Source organism: Bremerella sp. P1, assembly GCF_028748185.1.
Taxonomy (GTDB): domain Bacteria; phylum Planctomycetota; class Planctomycetia; order Pirellulales; family Pirellulaceae; genus Bremerella.
This window is the reverse complement of sequence record NZ_CP118164.1, coordinates 1,474,113-1,490,181: the sequence shown is the minus strand read 5'-3', so window position 1 is coordinate 1,490,181 and position 16,069 is coordinate 1,474,113. Positions and strand designations below refer to the sequence as shown.

Annotated in this window: 13 protein-coding genes; 8 read left to right on the top strand and 5 right to left on the bottom strand. The window is 56.3% G+C overall.

Translation table 11 applies throughout. From position 1 onward, the window contains the following. Nucleotides 1-193 precede the first annotated feature (193 nt). The 5 genes from PSR63_RS06255 (at nucleotide 194) to trmB (ending at nucleotide 5,483) form a co-directional block, all read left to right on the top strand. Nucleotides 194-3,031 (top strand): MMPL family transporter, encoded by a 2,838-nt coding sequence (locus PSR63_RS06255; RefSeq protein WP_274331677.1) that lies wholly within the window; start codon nucleotides 194-196, stop codon nucleotides 3,029-3,031. Between the two features lie 181 nt (nucleotides 3,032-3,212). Then, on the top strand, nucleotides 3,213-3,311 hold the full coding sequence (locus PSR63_RS28185) for a 50S ribosomal protein bL37 (protein WP_409631512.1): 99 nt from the start codon (nucleotides 3,213-3,215) through the stop codon (nucleotides 3,309-3,311). A gap of 96 nt (nucleotides 3,312-3,407) precedes the next feature. Beyond that, the gene (locus tag PSR63_RS06250) at nucleotides 3,408-3,902 is read left to right on the top strand and encodes a 3-hydroxyacyl-ACP dehydratase FabZ family protein (protein WP_274331676.1); all 495 of its coding nucleotides are present in this window, start codon (nucleotides 3,408-3,410) and stop codon (nucleotides 3,900-3,902) included. Nucleotides 3,903-3,955: 53 nt separating this feature from the next. Continuing rightward, the gene (locus tag PSR63_RS06245) at nucleotides 3,956-4,813 is read left to right on the top strand and encodes a rhomboid family intramembrane serine protease (protein ID WP_274331675.1); all 858 of its coding nucleotides are present in this window, start codon (nucleotides 3,956-3,958) and stop codon (nucleotides 4,811-4,813) included. A 22-nt stretch (nucleotides 4,814-4,835) separates the two neighbouring features. Beyond that, entirely contained in the window at nucleotides 4,836-5,483 is a 648-nt protein-coding gene (gene trmB, locus PSR63_RS06240; RefSeq protein ID WP_274331674.1) for a tRNA (guanosine(46)-N7)-methyltransferase TrmB, read from the top strand. A 58-nt stretch (nucleotides 5,484-5,541) separates the two neighbouring features. Here trmB and PSR63_RS06235 read toward each other — a convergent pair whose 3' ends face one another. After that, nucleotides 5,542-7,161 (bottom strand): amidophosphoribosyltransferase, encoded by a 1,620-nt coding sequence (locus tag PSR63_RS06235; RefSeq protein ID WP_274331673.1) that lies wholly within the window; start codon nucleotides 7,159-7,161, stop codon nucleotides 5,542-5,544. Between the two features lie 371 nt (nucleotides 7,162-7,532). On the opposite strand from PSR63_RS06235, the gene proB reads away from it, so the two are divergent. Together proB and PSR63_RS06225 are read left to right on the top strand one after the other, a co-directional pair. Continuing rightward, entirely contained in the window at nucleotides 7,533-8,675 is a 1,143-nt protein-coding gene (proB, locus tag PSR63_RS06230) for a glutamate 5-kinase (RefSeq protein WP_274331671.1), read from the top strand. Between the two features lie 335 nt (nucleotides 8,676-9,010). Continuing rightward, nucleotides 9,011-9,571, top strand: a complete 561-nt coding sequence (locus tag PSR63_RS06225) for a hypothetical protein (protein ID WP_274331669.1) — start codon at nucleotides 9,011-9,013, stop codon at nucleotides 9,569-9,571. 117 nt (nucleotides 9,572-9,688) lie between these two features. Here the strand turns inward: PSR63_RS06225 and PSR63_RS06220 are convergent, their stop codons facing one another. Both PSR63_RS06220 and PSR63_RS06215 read right to left on the bottom strand, forming a co-directional pair. Continuing rightward, nucleotides 9,689-11,713 (bottom strand): sodium:solute symporter family protein, encoded by a 2,025-nt coding sequence (locus tag PSR63_RS06220; protein ID WP_274331667.1) that lies wholly within the window; start codon nucleotides 11,711-11,713, stop codon nucleotides 9,689-9,691. Continuing rightward, on the bottom strand, nucleotides 11,713-11,937 hold the full coding sequence (locus tag PSR63_RS06215) for a DUF3311 domain-containing protein (protein WP_274331665.1): 225 nt from the start codon (nucleotides 11,935-11,937) through the stop codon (nucleotides 11,713-11,715). Before PSR63_RS06215 ends, PSR63_RS06220 begins: the two co-directional genes overlap by 1 nt. Before the next feature lie 263 nt (nucleotides 11,938-12,200). Here PSR63_RS06215 and PSR63_RS06210 point away from each other — a divergent pair, with 263 nt between their 5' ends. Continuing rightward, nucleotides 12,201-13,592, top strand: a complete 1,392-nt coding sequence (locus tag PSR63_RS06210; RefSeq protein WP_274331663.1) for an FAD-dependent oxidoreductase — start codon at nucleotides 12,201-12,203, stop codon at nucleotides 13,590-13,592. An 8-nt stretch (nucleotides 13,593-13,600) separates the two neighbouring features. Here the strand turns inward: PSR63_RS06210 and PSR63_RS06205 are convergent, their stop codons facing one another. Then, complete coding sequence (locus PSR63_RS06205; protein WP_274331661.1) at nucleotides 13,601-14,146, bottom strand: hypothetical protein; 546 nt, start codon at nucleotides 14,144-14,146, stop codon at nucleotides 13,601-13,603. Nucleotides 14,147-14,211: 65 nt separating this feature from the next. Then, the gene (locus PSR63_RS06200; protein WP_274331659.1) at nucleotides 14,212-16,059 is read right to left on the bottom strand and encodes a polyprenyl synthetase family protein; all 1,848 of its coding nucleotides are present in this window, start codon (nucleotides 16,057-16,059) and stop codon (nucleotides 14,212-14,214) included. Between the last annotated feature and the right edge of the window lie 10 nt (nucleotides 16,060-16,069).

Below are 16,069 nucleotides of genomic sequence, written 5' to 3'. Positions count from 1 at the left end.
GCAAGGCTTTGAGAGGGGGAGGAAACAATTTCCACCCTTCGAAAGTCCGAGGCGTGTGCTAGCATTGCTGGACTGCCAGTTCGCTCTTAGCGCCGCGTAAGCGTTTGCGTAAGATTCTGCGAACTTGGATTCCATCCGTTTGGCAACATTCAGTTGACTGTGCGCCGAGTGTATCAGCCAACGATCAAGGCACATGCCTAAGCATACTGAAACGTCGGAAGAGAAATCGCTTCTCGCGAGACCCCTGGCCTGGGGCACACGCTTGGTGGTGCGCTTTCCGATTGTCGTGCTGTTGGTGGCCTTCATGGTCGCGGGGCTCTGTGTCTTCTACGCGACCAATCACCTGGGGTTCAAAACAAGTCGCCTGGATCTGATCAACCAGCAAAGTGGTTTCAATCAGCTGTGGCTTGAGTACCTCGATCAGTTCGGTGCCGATGACGATGTCGTCGTGATCATTGAAGGGCCTGGCCGGGAAGAAATCGTTCCCGCGCTGGAAGATCTCTACACCCAACTGATGGCCCAGGAACAGTCCTTCTACGCGGTGCTCCATGAGCGCGGTCTCAGCAAGGTACGCGAGAAAGGGCTGCACTTTCTGCCCGAGTCAGACCTGACGAAGATCGATCAACAACTTCAGCGTCTGCGTCCCGTGATGCAGGGGCAATGGGATTCGATGGGCGTGGGCCAGTTGGCTTACAACTTGAATCAACAACTGCTCTTCGCTCAGCGACAACCGAATTCTCCGCAGGCTCAGATGATGGCCGAGCAGAGTCATCAGCAACTGGATCGGCTGGCGAGCAATCTTCTGGCTGCGATGGGGCAGGGGGAATCGCAAGGTTCGGTTCTCGTTCCGCCCAACGATTCGTTGAATGCATTGAGCCAGATCGACTCCGACTACTTCCTGGCCAACGAAGGTCAGCTTGGTCTGATCTTGTTACGTTTGGTGAAGGACAAATCGGAGCTGGCCCAAGGGAAAGAAGCAATCGCACAGCTGCGAACAATTCTGGACCGATTCCAAGTGAAGTATCCCGGATTGAAGTTCGGCCTTACCGGACTTCCGGTGATGGAAAACGACGAAATGGAACGCAGCCAGGTCGACATGACCAAGGCCAGTGTCATCAGCCTGGTTGGCGTCGCGTTTCTGTTCATGGCGTCGTTTGGTGGCCTGCGGCATCCATTGCTGGCGGTCGTGGCACTGTTGATCGGTATCGCCATGTCGGTCGGCTTTGCGACGGCCTTTGTGGGTCACCTGAACATCTTGAGCGTGTCGTTCGGCGTCATCTTGATCGGGCTGGGCATCGACTTTGGCGTGCACTACGTCGCGCGGTATCTCAAGGAAGCCGAAGAAAAGAAGACAGGTGATGCCTTGGTGCAGACGTCCCGCGATATTGGGCCGGGGATTGTCACTGGTGGTTTGACGACGGCGGTCGCATTCTTCACGGCATCGCTCACCGATTTCACAGGCGTGGCCGAACTGGGCATTATCGCCGGTGGTGGCTTGTTGGTTTGTTTGATCGCTTCGATGACCGTCTTGCCGGCCTCCATTCACCTGGCCGATCGGCATCGCAATCGCTACCAATTGCCGAAGCCACTGCATCTTGATTGGTGGGTGTTGCCGCTACTCAAGACTCCCAAGATCACCCTCCTGGCTTCACTGGTTGTTGTCGCACTGTTGGCGATCGGCGTGCCGAAGCTGCGCTACGATCACAATCTGCTGAACCTGCAGCCGAAAGGGCTGGAAAGCGTTCAGTGGGAAGAAAAGCTCATCAGCGATACCGACCGCAGTGTCTGGTTCGCTCTCTCGATTGCCGAAGACCGCGAGACGCTGCTCAAGCGAAAAGAGAAGTTTGAAGCGTTGTCGACGGTGAATCGTGTCGAAGAAATCGCCTCGCTGATGCCTGATAGCTCGCCGGAGAAGCTGGTCATGATCGAGGATCTTGATCGACGCTTAAAGAAGCTGCCGGAGAACGTGCCGACCATCTCCGTGCCCCAGGCAGGGCATCTGGGCCAGGTACTCGCGGACTCGCAACGGCTTCTTTCGCCTGACGATCCTGCGGCACAACACACCTACCGGCGTTTGGCACAAATCCGCGAACTTCTGCGGGGGATGCCAGAACCGAGATACAACGCGATCATCTCGCAGTTTCAGCAGCGAAACGCAGGCGAACTACTGCAATGGCTACACTCGCTGGCGGTGATCTCGAACCCCGAACCACCCACCATCGATGACCTGCCTGAAGCGCTCGTCTCACGATTTGTGGGTAAGAACAACCAACTGCTGCTGCGTATCTATCCCAACGCCAGCATCTGGGATATGGATGCGTTGGAAGGTTTCGTCAAGCAAGTGACTTCGGTCGATTCCAAAGTGACCGGGCAGCCGCTGCAAACCTTCTACGCTTCCCGGCAAATGCAACGAAGCTATATCCATGCGGCGATTTACTCGTTGATCGCCGTGATGATCATCCTGCTGATCGACTTCCGCAGCATGACCAACACGCTCCTGGCTCTCACCCCGGTGGGACTTGGGGGGCTGATGCTGTTTGGCATTCAAGGATTTGCCGATATTCCCCTGAACCCGGCCAATATGATCGTGCTACCGTTGATCCTGGGTATTGGCATCGACGACGGCGTTCACGTGGTGCACGACTACCGACGTCAAAGCCGTGGGTACTCGCTGGGGGCTTCGACGGCGACCGGCGTGATTATTACCTCGCTGACCACCATGATTGGCTTCGGAGCGTTGATGCTGGCCGACCACCGTGGTCTGGCCAGTCTCGGTCGCGTCCTGACCATTGGTGTGGCGTGCTGTCTCTTTACCTCGTTGGTCGTCCTGCCGTGTCTGTTGACCATTCTTTCTGGCTTTCGCCGAGAATTGCCTGAGGTCGATTCGACCGCCTCGCCGGCGCGGGATCGGCCTCGCGGACGCAAGCTGGCAAGTATTCCTGACGAGCCGAATTCGCACCCGCACAAAGAACCGTCTGGCGAGGATGCTGATTCCCGCGAGGCATTCGATGAATCGTCGCCAAAACGGTAAGTGCTGTGCTTACAGTGTCTTGCGACGATGACAGGCCGTTTTTGGGAACTCTTGGCGGACCCCCATTAGGGCTTTCGGTCCGCCCTCAAATCGCTATACTAAATAGATTCTGAACCAGAATCTGGCGCAGACTCTTTAGTTTGCCCTCCATATCACGTATTTTCACCACAAGGTAAGAACCATGGCCAAGCCACATCGTAAGTTGAAGAAAGCCAATCACGGTGCCCGTCCTGCGAGTGCGAAAGCTCGTAAGGCCAAGCGTAAGAACATCAAGACCTAAGATCGGTCGTGTTGTTTGGACGCTGGCCCGGAAGATCCGGTTGGCGTTGTTGAAGTAACCCTATTTTGTTCCTCATCGGTAGCTGAAGGATTCACGGTGGCGCGAGAAGACCTGATTCTCGACCCTGCGTCGATCGATTTTGATAACGTAATCGCCGATCTCGAGGCGGTTCGAAAGACCAATCCTCAGCGATACGAGATGGAACAGCTCACCGGCATCGTATACGACGATGTTGAAGCAGGCATCTGTGCTGGATACATGGATATCGCGCAGGATGCCTTTTGGGTGCGCGGACACATGCCTGGCATGCCTCTGATGCCGGGCGTTTTGATGTGCGAAATGGCGGCTCAGGTTAGTACCTGGTATGTCGTGGTACACGACTTGATGCCAGGCAAGCGAATGGGCTTTGGCGGCTTGGATGAAGTCAAGTTCCGCGGTATCGTTCGCCCTGGTGACCGCCTGCTGTGCGTGCTCAAGCAGACTCGCTATCGCCCCAATCGAATGCTCGTGTGTGCATTCCAGAGTTTCGTCGGAAACACGATGGTTGCCGAAGGAGTGATCCGCGGCATTCCACTTCCCGACGAGATCTAAGACGCTGGGGTACGGCCGCGACTCACGTGCCTGTTCTCTGCTGGTAACTCCCCATGCTTTTCCCGCTGATCGACGAAAACCCAACGCGCCGTTGGCCAATAGTGACGGTGGGACTGATTGCGATCAATACCTTGCTTTTGCTGGGGATGCTTGGTTTAGATCCGCTAGAGCATAATCGTTTGTTTCTTGAATACGGTTTTGTTCCTCAACGCTTTACCGAAGCACTAGGTTCTGGCGAAGCCGTTCGGATCGATCTGGAAGGTCTCGTGCAGGGTTCGCCTGAGGCTCGTGAGGTACTCGAAAATGGCGAAAGCGACACGGTCATTACCTTGCCTGCAACGATGACGGCGGCCTTGGGAACGATCTTCTCGTCGATGTTCCTGCATGCGGGGATCGCTCACCTGGTGGGCAACATGTGGTTCCTGTGGATCTTCGGCAATAACGTGGAGGATCGCCTGGGGCATGTTCCTTACCTGCTGTTCTATTTGCTGGGGGGCATCTTTGCGGCACTTGCCCATTGGGCGACCGCCACGTCGACCGGAGCGTTGATTCCGACCGTTGGTGCTAGTGGTGCCGTCGCCGTCATCCTGGGTGCTTATGCGGTGACGTATCCCAAGGCTCAGGTGCGCTGCATGTTGTTTCTGTTTGTCATCTTCTTCATGATCGATCTGCCGGCGCTTGCGGTGCTGGGAATTTGGATCACGTTTCAATTGGTGCAAGGCCTGGGAGCTTTGCATGTGGGGCTGGATGGAGGGGTTGCCTGGTGGGCGCACATCGGGGGTTTTATCTTCGGAATGGCCATCATGCCGCTGCTGGCAATGATCATCCCGGACACTACTTACTCGGCGGTTTTGAAGAAGGAACGATCGTTCCAATTTGACCCCAGCCGTCACGACGAATTCCGTTTCTAGTTTTATCGATTACGAATCAATCATGGGCCGTAAAGCACTTCCTAAGCTGAAACCTGAAGTCGACTATTCGCAGCACTTCTTCGAGTCGGATGTACTCGAAACGCGACCGGACCTGCAGTCCTACTTTCCCATGCAGCAACCGCTTGAAGTCGAGGTTGGTACCGGCAAAGGGTTGTTCATGAAGACCGCTTCGGGCCAATTCCCTGAGCATAACTTTCTGGGGATCGAGATCGCGTTCAAGTATGCTCGGTTTGCCGGTTACAAGCTGGCTAAAGAAGGACGAAGCAACGCGGTCATGTTTCATGGTGATGGCCAGAAGATCTTTCGAGAGACGATCCCTAGCGATTCGCTAGAAGCGGTACACGTCTACTTTCCCGATCCCTGGTGGAAGACCAAGCATCATCGCCGCCGCCTGATGAACGAGGAGTTCTGCCAGCAGATCCAGCGAGTCCTCCGCCCTGGCGGCAAACTGCACTTCTGGACCGACGTGCTGGACTACTTTGAAATGGCCGTCGATACCCTGCACAGCGCGACAACGCTCCAGGGCCCGATCGATGTCGAGGAATCGCCGGCCGAGCACGATCTCGATTACCGCACGCACTTCGAGCGACGCATGCGGAAGAATGAAATGGACGTGTTCCGTAGCCAGTTCTTAAAGCCAGAAGCTTAGTTCAAGACGGCCTTCAGGGATCCCTCTCCCTGCGTGGGAGAGGGGATCAAGCTTAGGTTTAAGCCCCCGTGGACTGGGCTGCCTGCTCTTCGGCTCGGCGTTCGTAGGTCCGGCCGTTGTTGGCTTCCTGGTCTTTCGTTTCCAGGGCAATCTGATAGAGCCGCTCGCCACCTGGGGTCGGGTACTGGCCGGTGATACAGGCCTGGCACAGTTCATCGCTGGAGAAGTTTACAGCCCGGGCGATGGAGTCGACTGGCAGGTATCGCAATGAATCGGCGCCCAACTGCTGGGCCATTGCTTCCTGCATCTCTTCGGTTAGCAGGTAGCTGTCTCCCATGAACTTGGGAGCGAACAGCTCGCTGATCGTCGACATGTCGATGCCGTAGAAGCAAGGGGCGATGATCGGCGGGCAAGCCACGCGAACGTGAATCTCTTTCGCCCCGCCACGCTCACGAAGTCGATTGATCAGAACCTTCATCGTGGTGCTACGGACGATCGAGTCCTCGACCAGGAAAACTCGCTTCCCTTCCAGCACTTCCCGCAGTGGAGTGTATTTGATTTCGGCGGCGCGGCGACGCTTGCTGCCACTTTCGATAAACGTTCGACCCGAATATCGGTTGCGGATCAGACCTTCGCGGGAAGGAATGCCGAGCCGGAATGCCATCGCGTCGGCGGCGGCTTTGCTGGTATCTGGCACCGGGACGACGATCGTCTCGCCGTCATCCAGGGGAATGTCGTTTCGTTCGCGTTCGATCGCCGCGAGTTCTTCACCTAGGTTGGTACGGCTGACGTAGACACTTTGATTGTCCAGCGTACTGGCGACGTTGGCGAAATAGATCCACTCGAAGAAGCAGTGGGCTTTCCGCTTCGATTCGATGAATTGTTTGACCTCGATCTTACCGTCGGTGATGGTAACGGCTTGGCCCGGCTCGACGTTGTGGATTTCGTCTTCCTCGAAGCCAATATTGATCAGGGCGACACTTTCGCTCGCTGCGGCAAACAGAGGGCCAGAAACGGCATAGCAAAGCGGTTTGATGCCGTAAGGGTCGCGGGCCACAAGCATTTCGCCGTAGGCATTGAGCATGACCAGGCTGTAGGCTCCGTCAAAACGCGGTGCGGCGTTCTTCAAGGCATCGAACATGGTCATCCGCTTCTCACCGGTCATCTCACGGCTCAGCTCGTGCATGATGATTTCGGTGTCGGTCTCGCGGCTGAGGTGATGGTCGTCGTCGGCCAGCAGGCGATCGCGGAGTTCGCTGTAATTGGAAAGTTGCCCGTTGAAGGCAAAGCTGAACCACTTGTGCTTCACCAAGTGGTGTCGCTCGAACGGTTGGGCGTAGCTGCGATCGTCTTGGCCACACGTTGCGTAGCGAACGTGGCCAATGGCGGCGCGGCCGGCGTATTCCTTCATCAGGGATTCGCTCTTGCCGCGATGCGACAGGCGAAAGACTTCCTGAACGGTACCGATGTCGCGGTGCGTATCGATCAGCTGGTTGCGATTGGGGTGGTAAGTCGTGAACCCGGCGGCAAGTTGACCGCGATTCTGAATGTCGAGCAGCATTCGCGGCATGATCCGCGAGACTTCATCCGGGCCTTGGTCAGGACAAAGAGGGCTTTCTTCGTCGCAGGGGAGATGATAGATCGCCGCGATACCACATTCGTGGAAGAGTTCACTCATAGAATTTCAGTTCAATCCTGCCGAGTTTACAGAGCCCCCCCAAACGAGATCGAATCAGCGGGATCGCCATGAATGGGGGCGTGGGCCGGAAGTAGCAAGCACGCAATTATTTTAGGGGCGAAGGTGCGAATCCTCAACCGTCGCCGACTCGAACTCTCGGATTCCCCCAAACCTTTCCTGCGACTGGGTGGGAAGCATTTCCGGCAGGGTGGACTATCCTTGCATAAAGCCGATTCAATGGGGGACTAGCCTGCGGATTCAATTCACGGTTTGGACATCCACTTAAACCGCGAACCCCCATGGCAAGTGGCTCGTCAGGCTCTAAGATATCGTTACCAACCCACTTAGTGCCTTCGAGAAACCTCGCCACCATGACCGACTTGCTGCGGCAGGAAATCGCTACCTCGGCCCACACGATCGTTGTGAAGGTAGGAACACGCGTTCTTACCACCGATCAAGGCGTGCTCAGCGAGCAGCAGATCACCCAACTGGGGAGGCAACTCTCGCAGTTGGCCGCGGCAGGGCGACGCGTGGTGCTGGTCTCCAGTGGTGCCGTTGGCGCCGGAATGAGTCAGCTCGGTTTGACCCAGCGTCCGACCGACTTGGCCAAGCTGCAAGCGGTAGCGGCGGTGGGGCAGGCCAAGCTGATTGAACTGTACGACCGTGTCCTGCGTGATAACGGCTGCCATGCCGCCCAGGTGCTTCTCACGGCGGAAGATCTCGACGACCGCACGCGATACCTGAACATCCGCAACACGCTGCTGAGCGTCCTCGATTTCGGTGCGATACCCATTATCAACGAAAACGATACGGTCGCGGTCGAAGAACTGATGCTCACGTTCGGCGATAACGATCGACTGGCGGCTCGGGTCACCAATCTTCTGCGAGCCCCGCTACTGATTCTGCTGTCTGATGTCCAAGGCCTTTACAATGGCTCACCGGAACTGCCGGAGTCGAAGCTGTTGTCGGTCGTGCCGAAGTTGGACGAAGAGATCATGGGCTTTGCCCGCGATAAGAAGACGGGGCATTCCAAAGGGGGCATGGCCAGCAAACTGGAAGCTGCCCGGATGGTGACCTCGGCCGGCGAGAACATGATCATCGCCTCAGGCCGCCAGCCGGACGTGCTGCGGCGACTGCTGGATGGCGAAGACCTGGGGACTCTCTTTCTCGCCCAAGGGAAGGCCGTCACTCCGCGGAAGCGCTGGATCGGCTACTCGGTCCAACCTCGCGGAGAATTGGTCGTCGATGATGGAGCCGTCAAGGCACTGGGCGATAAGGGGAAAAGCCTTCTCCCGATTGGCGTAACGCAGGTACGCGGGACGTTTCAAAAAGGGGATGTCGTGCGCGTCTGTAATGGCCAAGACCAGGAAATTGCTCGCGGTCTGACGAATTACACTTCGGAAGAAATCGGCCAGATCCTGGGCAAGCGAACCGACCAAATCGAAGGCATCTTAGGGCATCACCCGTACGATGAGATCATTCATCGCGACAATCTGACGGTGAGCCGGGTTTAGGCTGCAGACAGATCGCATGAGTTGTTGCTCCAGCGAAGTCTTTTGGCGCAGTGCCTGTCAAAAAATCATCTCTCTTCTAGGTGTTTTAAACCCCTGATATTGCTCAATTCTCAGCTTTTACAGCGATCTCACGAGATTCTTGGCAACGTTAGCCCCTCTTGAGTGACAACTAAGTTGTTAAGGCGAGATTCGAAACCCAGCGACCGCCATTTTCAATGCATTGGCCGTTCTGATCGGATCGATGTGCCAGTCATCCTCTGGATGACCTTATCCCATTTGCTTCTCGAAAAGACACAACTCTATTCACGTGTTCCAAATACGGGGGAGAACTTACCGTGATTGGTTACGAAATAACGGCCAGATGCGAAAAGCTGAAGTATGCTCGGACTTACAGCGGCTGGTTCGAAGGAGATCCAAAGTTAGAGAGCAAAGCGAAGGAAGCAGCTGCGAAAGCCGTGGTCAAGCAAATCACCAAACAAGGAGTCAAGCTTCTGATTGGTGCCAGCGCAGGTAGCGTGGTGACGGTGGCGGATATTGTCTCGAAGCCGCTGCAAGGGCTCGGCTCGGCGGCGGGGCAATTGATCGCGGATAACATCTTGAAGATCAATCGTGCCTTGGCAGGACAGGGGCTCATCTTCAATGACATCGCCGTGAGTCTGTCAGGCGACTTCGAGGGCGGTTACCGAATCGACAGCGATGCTGACCTCTCGAAGCTTCCCCACTTGTTGGCACTGATCCCCGAGAAAGGAACCACCGATTCATTCATGGGCGAATCGGTTCTCGAGATGGCCGTAATGGCCCATGTCAATTTTGCGAGGTACCTATATCAGTTCCACCTGAAGAAGCCTGGTACAAATCAGACGTTGTATCACCTGGACGTCAAGATCGACTTGTAATCGCCATGTTCAAGTGACTTCGCCTAAAAAGAATCGGGAGGCCCGAAGACCTCCCGATTGCGTTGGGTTTTCTATCTGCGTATCGATCAAACGACGGCTTGCTAAGCTGCCGGACGTCTACAGTCCCTTCTTGGGGAAGAAACGCTCCAAGTGCTCTTCGCTGGGCGGCTGAGTCATTAGCGAAACGACAATCATCGCGATCGCTGCCGCCGGCACCATCGTTGCCACAGGCATCATACCGAAGACGGTGAAGTGCGGATTCAAGGCCATGTCGCTCATGTAGAAGAACAGGCACCACAGGCTGATCGCGGTAATCACACAAGCATAGGCCCCTGCCTTGGTGAGACGCTTCCAGTAGAGTGCAGCGAAGACCAGCGGGAACAAGCTTGAGAACCCACTGAACGTCCACACACCCAGCGTAAACACACGGCGTGGTTCGTACAGGCTGAGGATGTACGTGATCGCCACGATCGCGATTATGAAGCAGCGAGCGATAATCACCACCTGTTTGTCGCTGAATCGCTTCTTGCCACCGTAATGCACGACGATATCTTCTGTGAACATCGTGCCGATACAGAGGAACTGGCTGTCGAGCGATGACATGATCGCCGCCAGAACGCCGGCGGTGAGCAGACCGCTCAAAAATGGCCCACTCATGTTGGCCACCATAAACGGCAACACTGCGTTGGGGTTAAAGTGCGGCGGAATCAGTGCCCGTTCGGTACCAGGTACCACTGCGGAAGTCGCCCAGACACCAACCAGAACGCATGGGATCCAGACAATGGCAATGAACAGCGGGTGGGCAACCACCGGAAGCTTAAAGCTTTGGGCGCTCTTGGCTGTCAGCCAGTGCTGGAACAAGTGCGGGAACATGCCAACCGAAAGCGGAATGAACATGTAGGTAATGAATACCAGCATGGACATGCCGCGTGGTTCCTCGGGAGACCACTTCGTGGCACGATAAACACCAGCGGTCCGTTTGCGGGTCCACTTGGTTCCCAGTTCTGGCTTATCGGGATTGATCAGCTCGTTGGGGTGACCCATGTTCTTGTTGTAGATCGGATCGCTGTAGGCCTGAAGAACGGCTGCTTCGTTGCGGTGGAACTCGTTCAGCTCGTGGCCGGTCATGACTTCCTTATCCCACCACTCAGGCTTCTCCTCGGGCATGGCACGGTCGTCTTGTTCTATGTACGAATCGTTCTTTTCGGCGACCGTCAGATCGATCAGGTTGTTGGCCACAGCCAAGTTGGCTTCGGCTCGGGCTTTCCAGTTACCGATAGGCGGACCCTTGTAGTCCGCGACGGCTTTTTCCTTTTGCTCAGCCGTCAGCAGATTGCCATCGGCCTTCTTGTTGGCGTAGTTGTACTCGGCCAGCGATCGCCACGTGGCGAACGCTTTCTCGTACTTTTGTTCGTCCGACTCGGCAACCGATCGCATCAGTTTGGAAGGGTTGCGTTTCTCAACGGCTTCGGACGCTGATTGAACACCGCCCAAGGTGCTAGAAATGACCCAGAAGGTGATGATCCCCAAGATCATGAATACGATCGTCTGGAAAGCATTGGCCCACGCCGTTCCACGCATGCCACCAAAGAAAACGTAGATCAGCACGACGATCGAAATGACCAGGCTGCCCAGCCAGTTCGGTACACCGTAGTCGTACTGAGCAAACATGTTCGAGAAGGCGCCTTCGCTCACCGCGCTGATCACCGTTCCCGAAGCCATCACACCGATCAGCAGGTAGGGGATCACCAGACCGACGAGAATCGGAAACAGCAAAATGCCGATCTTATCGCTTTGCAGGCGGTCTCGAAAGAATTGAATTTGGGTCGTGTATCCATACTTCTTGCCCAGGGACCAAAGCTTGATACCCAGCACGAAGAAGCAGAGCGAGTGAATAATACCGCTGGAGGAAGCAAGCAAGCCGTACACACCGACACCTTCGGCATAGGCTTCACCGGTCGAACCAACCAGCGCGAATGCCGTCATGGTGGTGCCGAATAAGCTCATCAACAGCAGGAACGGACCAATCGAGTGACTGGCCAGCATATAGTCTTGGCTGGAACCCCGGAACAAGGTGCTCGCGAAGATACCCAGGCCCAACAGCAACAAGAGATAAACGCAGATGACAATCAACGGTACCATTATTCGCCCCCTTCCACTTCCTGTTGGGTCTCTTCAATCAAGTCGGTTGGCCAGGCAAAGATGGTGGCCAGAAACCACACGAGGCCTGCTCCGATTGAAATGCCGGCTTGCCACAGGAGCGTGATCGGCATGAAGCCCCAAACCAAGGTGCGATCGTCCCAGTACCAAAGATCTTGATGGAGGATGATGAGGGCTACGACCAGTAGCCATACCACGTATCTCATGGGTATGCGGCCTTCATGGTGGAGTGGGGCGGGCAAAACACGTTGAGAAGACAGTTGGTTGAACAACTATCGGCCCATTCTAAACGCCGCGATAGCGCGATACCAGACCGAGTTGGGCACTTTTCCTCGGAGTTTAGGCGGTTTGGGAAGTTGGTTTTGCGTTGGAGATTCCCTACCGGGATTGTTAGACTAGAACGCGTCATTCAGCCTGTCTCCCCCCTTTGGATGACGCTTCCTGCCACCTCTTCACGAGAGAGTTCTTCATGACCAGTGCCCTTTCCCGTCGTCAGATTCTAGCCGCTTCCGTATCAGGCGTTCTCTTGCCGGCCGCATTACATGGGGCCGATGCCGGCGGTGATTCGCCGAATCAGCTTACCGAGCCGCAGCGAACAATTCCCGTGGCGGATACGACCGACGTGTTGGTTTGCGGTGGTGGACCGGCGGGCATCGCGACAGCGATCAGCGCCGCGCGAACCGGGGCCTCGGTGCGAGTGCTTGAAGCGCATGGTTGTCTGGGGGGCGTATGGACCAGCGGGATGCTTTCATACGTGATGGATGCCGAAAAGCCGGGCCTTAATGCCGAGCTTCCTCGTCGACTCGAACAGATGGATGCCGTTCGGCACAGCGGCAAGAAGAATTACATCTACGATGTCGAGAGCATGAAGGTGCTGCTCGAAGAGTTGTGTGACGAGAACAAGATCAAAGTGCAGTATCACACGCGAATTGTGGCCGTCGAGAAGGATTCGGCTAATCGAGTACGTGGTGTGATTACCGAGTCGAAGTCGGGGCGTCAGGCCTGGCGAGCCAATACAGTGGTCGATACGACCGGCGATGGTGATGTCGGGGCATTGGCGGGCTGTAAGTGGGAGTTCGGTCGCGAAGAGGATTGCCCCTGTCAGCCGATGTCGTTGATGGGAATCATCACGGCCAGCCCTGAAGCACTGCAGCAATTCGACCGGCTCAAGGGTGGTCAGACGAAGGACGAGTTCCGAGCATTCATCCAGAAGGCCGGTATTGACCCTTCGTACGCCAAACCAACACTCTGGTACATGGGAGGCAGTGTCGCCGCAGTGATGATGAATCACGAGTACGGCGTGCGTCCGTTCGACGCCGGGGCCGTCACCGAGGCAACCATTCGTGCTCGCCGCGAGTTGTACGATATTTGCCGAGGGCTCAAGGGGCTGGGTGGTGCCTGGGGCGACTGCCGCCTGGTAACTACGGCCGAGCAGATCGGCGTGCGTGATGGGCGACGCATCAAGGGTCGCTACTTTGTGACGGTCGATGATGTCCGCGAAGGTGCCCGACATGAAGACGCCATCTGCCGCAGCGAGTTCAGTGTTGATATTCACGCGGCGACCCGAGAGGAAAACAAGAAGGCTGCTTACAGCGGCCAAGGCGTCAAAGCCAAGCCATTTGATATTCCGCTGCGGGCACTCATTGCATCGGACGTCGACGGACTGATGATGGCGGGCCGCTGTATCAGTGGCGACTTCTTCGCGCATGCCAGCTACCGCGTGACCGGGAATGCGGTGGCTATGGGAGAAGCCGCCGGGGTAACCGCGGCCCTGGCCGCCAAAGAAAGTTGCTTGCCACAGGATGTTGCTTGGAAGCCTATTTCCAAGCAATTGGCAGAGCTGCGTAAGCCGGTCGCGTAAGAAGGATTTTAGTCGCGGGTTACGATTTCCAGCAGTTCAACGGCTGGCTCGCCGTTGCAGTAGATCAGAGCCGTTCGTCCGTAGACGGTTTCGTTCGGCTCGAGACCCATCAATTGGCGAAGTTCTGCGGCCGGTTGAATGTGCCACAGGCAGGTCAGTTGAACTTCTCGCAGAACGTCGTGCTCGATCAGGACGCGGCCCAGCGGAATGCGTTCACTCTTGATTTCGTTGGCAGGCTCTTCGTCCAGGAAGTCGCAATTCAAGCGGACGATTCCATACTGCACGACCTTGCCGTCACTCTGCCGTGTGAGCAGAATCTTTCGCGAGTAGTACTGCCCTTCGGTTCGCTTCTCGAGAACCTTCACGTCGACGTTGCAACCGTGGAACTTCTCGACGGTGACCGTCATGTGTTCGTTGTGGGCGAGCAACTGATGAAACGGAGCAGGCGTCTGCTGGGCAGAGACTTCTTCGAATTGCCCTAGTTCCTCAGGCTTATCATAAAAGAGGGCGATCAGCTGGCTAAGCTCAGGCATCGTATGGCGAGACGGTTTCACGTCGGTTCCTTTTGCTGCAAAGGGAAACGAAACTTGAGTTGGCCAACGGGATCGATCAGGTGGGGCTAGGAGGTGGGCGCGGCCAAGGGGAATTCGAGTTGGGTGGTTGGAATGACGATCGTTGGTTTGTGCTCCTCGGTCGTTTCCAAAATCGAATCGACTAGATAATACAACAATCGTCGGAAGGGTTCAGGGTCGATTTCATCGGCGATTTCTTCCGCTTTTGCTCGATATTTTTCGACCAGCTGTTGTGCGGCCTCGAAAACGCCTCCTTCGAGGTAAAGGCTTCGCACCCGCTGAATCTTCGCGGCGGCGGTTAAATCGGGATCGTTCGCAATCTGAATAAGTTCGTTTTTGCGATCTTCCTTCAGGTTCTGCAGAGCCAAAGCCCACAGCACCGTCGGGCGGCCGCCGATGATGTCGTTACCGGCAGATAGTTTGTTGTCGGAATCGCCAAGCCAGTCTTTCAGGTCGTTCAAGATCTGGAAAGCGACACCCACATGACGGGCAAACTTCCGCATCTCGTCACGGTAATCCTCCCGCGTCTTGGCCAACGCGATACCGCAGTGCAGGGCGGCCTCGAACGCCGGGGAAGTTTTCAACGCATATATTTTCAACGCGTCGATCGGCGTCAACTCTTTGCTGGCTGAGTCACGCCACATCAGTTCGGCCCCTTGGCCTTCCGAGAGACGCATGTGTGCTTCGGCCAGTTGGTCGACGATTTTGGCGACGACTTCTGCACCAAGTGTTTTGACTTCGCGGCTAACCAGGCGATAGCCGAGCCCGATCATGTAGTCGCCCAGGTTGATCCCGGTCGATATGCCGAACTGGCGATGGACGGTCGGTTCGCCGTAGCGGAACTCGTCGTCGTCTTCGATGTCGTCATGGACGAGCGAAGCTTTATGGAACGTTTCAATTGCGAGTGCACTGCGCTTGACCGCATCGCTATAGCCAGCGACGTGGGCGGCTCCATCGGGCGACGTGCCCTGTCCGCCGGTTAGAGAGTCGTAGACGGCAAGCGTTGTAAACGGCCGCGAGTACTTACCACCACGGCCAATGAAATCGATGGCTAGTCGTTCGGTCGCAGCAATCGGATCGATGTTCGGTAGATCGACCAACTCGGCATTGGTGGTCGCATCCGTTTGCCGCTGAGGGGCGATCAAACGGGTTAGCTCTTGGCGATCGAACATTTCCTGAGCGGCGCGCATCAGGTGGACGTAAGTCGCCGTCTTTTGCTGTGGTTCGCGGTGCGGCAGGTGGATCATATCGAAGACCCACTGTTCGTCGACCGACGTGTTGCGGCAGTCGCTGGAATGCAGCGGCACGGCCATGCAGGGAATGCCAGCGAGTAGGATCTTATCGAAAGCCTTCTCGAGTACGTTCAGGCACGCCACGCCGACAACGGCATCGACGTAGCCGCTCACCAGGATCTTCATCACGATTGGCGAGCCTTCGGCGACGAGAACCCGGTAGCCCAGTTCTTCGGCTTGGGTACGGTAGTCGGCGATGCTACATGCTCCGCAGGTCTTGCAGTCGAGACCGAACTGATCGTAGTCGGCCGGGCAACCCTCGGCATGCTTTAAGCAATGTGGCAGCAGAAAGAGTCTTCTTTCTGGTGGAATGGCCGAGACCTGATCGCGCCAGAAGGCGGATGTCATCATCACCAGCGTCCAGCCGACGTACGACTCGGGCAGGTTCATGTCCTCGAGCAGTGCGCGGGTGAGCTTCTCCATTTCGTCTTTGGAGAGAGGGCGCGATTTGTCGAGCTTCTCGCAGATCTGATAACAACGATCCCGGATCTCTTCGCGCAGCGCCAAGCGATCAGGGACTTGCTTCAGGTGGGCAGTCTTGCGGCGGCGGGAAACCCGCTTCTTGGCACCACCGTTTGATTCAGGCTGGGAGGGGGAAGGCATAGGCAAGGTT

What these genes read in the sequence shown, in the direction of transcription:
- PSR63_RS06255 (WP_274331677.1), top strand. Translation starts at nt 194, where the DNA reads ATGCCTAAGCATACTGAAACGTCGGAAGAGAAATCGCTTCTCGCGAGA.
- PSR63_RS28185 (WP_409631512.1), top strand. Translation starts at nt 3,213, where the DNA reads ATGGCCAAGCCACATCGTAAGTTGAAGAAAGCCAATCACGGTGCCCGT.
- PSR63_RS06245 (WP_274331675.1), top strand. Translation starts at nt 3,956, where the DNA reads ATGCTTTTCCCGCTGATCGACGAAAACCCAACGCGCCGTTGGCCAATA.
- trmB (WP_274331674.1), top strand. Translation starts at nt 4,836, where the DNA reads ATGGGCCGTAAAGCACTTCCTAAGCTGAAACCTGAAGTCGACTATTCG.
- PSR63_RS06235 (WP_274331673.1), bottom strand. Translation starts at nt 7,161, where the DNA reads ATGAGTGAACTCTTCCACGAATGTGGTATCGCGGCGATCTATCATCTC.
- proB (WP_274331671.1), top strand. Translation starts at nt 7,533, where the DNA reads ATGACCGACTTGCTGCGGCAGGAAATCGCTACCTCGGCCCACACGATC.
- PSR63_RS06220 (WP_274331667.1), bottom strand. Translation starts at nt 11,713, where the DNA reads ATGGTACCGTTGATTGTCATCTGCGTTTATCTCTTGTTGCTGTTGGGC.
- PSR63_RS06215 (WP_274331665.1), bottom strand. Translation starts at nt 11,937, where the DNA reads ATGAGATACGTGGTATGGCTACTGGTCGTAGCCCTCATCATCCTCCAT.
- PSR63_RS06210 (WP_274331663.1), top strand. Translation starts at nt 12,201, where the DNA reads ATGACCAGTGCCCTTTCCCGTCGTCAGATTCTAGCCGCTTCCGTATCA.
- PSR63_RS06200 (WP_274331659.1), bottom strand. Translation starts at nt 16,059, where the DNA reads ATGCCTTCCCCCTCCCAGCCTGAATCAAACGGTGGTGCCAAGAAGCGG.